Genomic DNA, 2,534 nt, shown 5'->3' with positions numbered 1-2,534 from the left:
GTGCGGCCTGCAGCTCAAGAGTTGGCACCGCCATCTCAGCAGCTGCCTTGCGGGCCTGGGCGGCTGCCAGCCGGCGGCGTCTTTCCCGCCGCGCAACTTCGGTTTCGAACCGGCCTGTTGCAAGCGTGCGCGCCGCCGCCGCGGCCACTGCGGCTGAGGAGAGTTCGGCTGTGTTGCGTTCTGCCTCTGCCTGCAGCCATGCGATCCGGCCGGCAGGGTCCGCCTGGCCATCCACCCCGGAATCCCCGAGGGCCAATGGTGAGGCGTCCGCTTCAGCGCGCGCGGACAGCAGCTCAAGCTCCGCATTCAGCCGTGACACATCGTTCCGGGCGGCCTGGGACAGTGCCGACAGTTCCTGCTCCAGCGCCTCGAACCGCTGGGTACCGAAGAGTTTCTGCAGCAGTTCCAGGCGGTCTGTGGCCTTGGACCTCAGGAACGCCGCGAAGTCGCCCTGCGGGAGCATCACCACGCGCGTGAACTGCTCGCGGTCCATGCCCAGCAGGGCCGTGATCTCAGCGCCTGCTTCGTCGTTGCGTCCCGACTTCTCTGTCCAGGCCCCGCCGATCCGCTCCCGGAGAAGGGTTTTGGCCTGTTGGGTGGTGAAACCGTTCTTGCCCCGGGCGCTGGGCTTCTCCCACGACGGGGATCTGGTGACCTCAAAATGGCGCCCCTGGGCCGAGAACTCACACGTGACCGCTGGTTCCAGGGCAGGCTCAGCATGATCGCTGCGGAGCCGCTTGCCTTCCTGTCGTGCACCCGGGACCGATCCGTACAGGGCAAAGCAGACGGCATCAAGAACGCTGGTCTTGCCGGCTCCGGTGGGACCGTTCAGGAGGAAGAGCCCGTGGGCGCTCAACCTGTCGAAGTCGATTTCCTCCGTGCCGGCAAAGGGTCCGAATGCCGAGATTTTGAGGCGGTGGATTCTCACAGTGATGCCTCCCGGAGCCGCACGTTGTCCAGGGCAGCAGCAAGGGCCGTCCGTTCGGCCTCATCAGCGTCCCGGCCGCGGACGTGATCCAGGAAGCCGCAGCAAACAGACAGATCGTCCCGGGCTTCGGCGAGCCTGCTGCTGTAGCTTGCCGCAGCCTTGCCGGCGCCCCCCTGGGGATCGAAACCAAGGACCAGGGTGTCCGGGAAACGTGCCCGGAGCCGTTCCATGGCCTGCTGTGGCCTTTGTGCATCCGTCAGCGTTATCTGGCAGTACGCGCCTTCAGCCCACGCATGCTCGCCGGACTCCAGCAATTCCGTCATGCCTCCTCGAAGCACGGCCAGCTTCCGGGGCGGCTCCCATGTCAGTTCCGAGACACCGTTGACGCCGTCCGGGCCGACGTCGATCAGCCAGCTTCCCTTGGTGTGCTTGGCTTCGGAGAACGAGTAGGCCAGCGGTGAGCCCGAATACCTGACGTCCGGCGAAAGGGTTTGCCGCCCATGGAGGTGTCCCAACGCGGTATAGCTGAAGCCGTCGAACAGATCCAAGGGCACGGCCCCCACGCCGCCGATGCTGAGATCACGCTCGCTGTCAGAGCTGATTCCGCCGCTGGCAAAGGTATGGGCCAGCACCACGGAGTGGACCGCTCCAGCATTCTTGCGTTCTGCGAGGTCCGTTCGGATGCGATCGGTGGCGGCGCGCGTTACCTCGAAATGGCTTGCAGGCTCCACCCCCAGCTGTTCAGCGACCAGGCGGGGTTCCAGCCAGGGAATCCCGTAGATGGCCAGGACCGCACCGTTTGCCCCCTGATCGCCGGCACCGGGGTCGAGGGGCAGGATGATGGGTTTGTCCAGGTCCGCCAGCCTGGTCCGCAGGTGGACGCCGCCCCGCTCCAGGAGCCGGGATGCGAATCCCAGCCTGATGGCGGAGTCGTGGTTACCGCTGGTCAGCACCACCTGGGCGCCGGCGGCGGTCAGCCTGACCAGGGCCTCGTCAAGCAACCCCACGACGTCGACGCCCGGCAGGGCGCGGTCGTAGACATCACCGGCAATCAGGACGACGTCGACCTTGTTTGCAGAGACGGAGGTGACAAGCTGATCGACGAAGTCCCGCTGGGCGTCCAGCATCCCGACGCCGTGGAACGACCGGCCCAAATGCCAGTCGGATGTGTGCAATAACCGCATATTCCTACGCTATCGGCTGCCACTGACAGTTTCGGCAACCGCCGCAGCGGACCGTCCTAGCCGCGCTTCCCGTCGAAGAATTCGCGTGCCTCGTCGCGGTTGTCCGGCTCCCCCGGTGTGACAACGGCAGCGGTGGCGGAAGCAGCGGCGGGGGCGGCGGACTCCCGGACCTCCGGAGACTCAGCGTCGTCGGCAGTTTCACCGGCGTTCAACCCGGCGTCCTCAACAGCGGCGGTTGACGCTGCGGCCGGTGCGGCGAAGCCGCGGAAGACCAGGCCCGCAATGGCAGCGCCCACCAACGGGGCAACCCAGAAGACCCACAGCTGCTCGAGGGACCAGCTGGAGCTGAACACGGCGGAGGCGGTGGCGCGGGCCGGGTTGAAGGGGGCGTTGCCCACTGAGAGGCCAAGCTGGAGCAGGAC

At 66.7% G+C, this 2,534-nt stretch carries 3 protein-coding genes; all 3 read right to left on the bottom strand.

From position 1 onward, the window contains the following. A partial coding sequence (locus tag DBR22_RS08540; RefSeq protein WP_146187435.1) for an AAA family ATPase occupies window positions 1-928 on the bottom strand: 928 nt, incomplete at its 3' end. Next, on the bottom strand, window positions 925-2,112 hold the full coding sequence (locus tag DBR22_RS08535) for an exonuclease SbcCD subunit D (protein WP_108598664.1): 1,188 nt from the start codon (window positions 2,110-2,112) through the stop codon (window positions 925-927). The genes DBR22_RS08535 and DBR22_RS08540, both read right to left, overlap by 4 nt. Window positions 2,113-2,168: 56 nt before the next feature. Then, window positions 2,169-2,534: aquaporin (locus DBR22_RS24405; RefSeq protein WP_258229100.1), on the bottom strand; the 366-nt coding region annotated here is incomplete at its 5' end.

Source organism: Arthrobacter sp. HMWF013 (genome assembly GCF_003061105.1).
Classification (GTDB): domain Bacteria; phylum Actinomycetota; class Actinomycetes; order Actinomycetales; family Micrococcaceae; genus Arthrobacter.
This window is presented reverse-complemented; position numbering and strand designations above follow the sequence as displayed.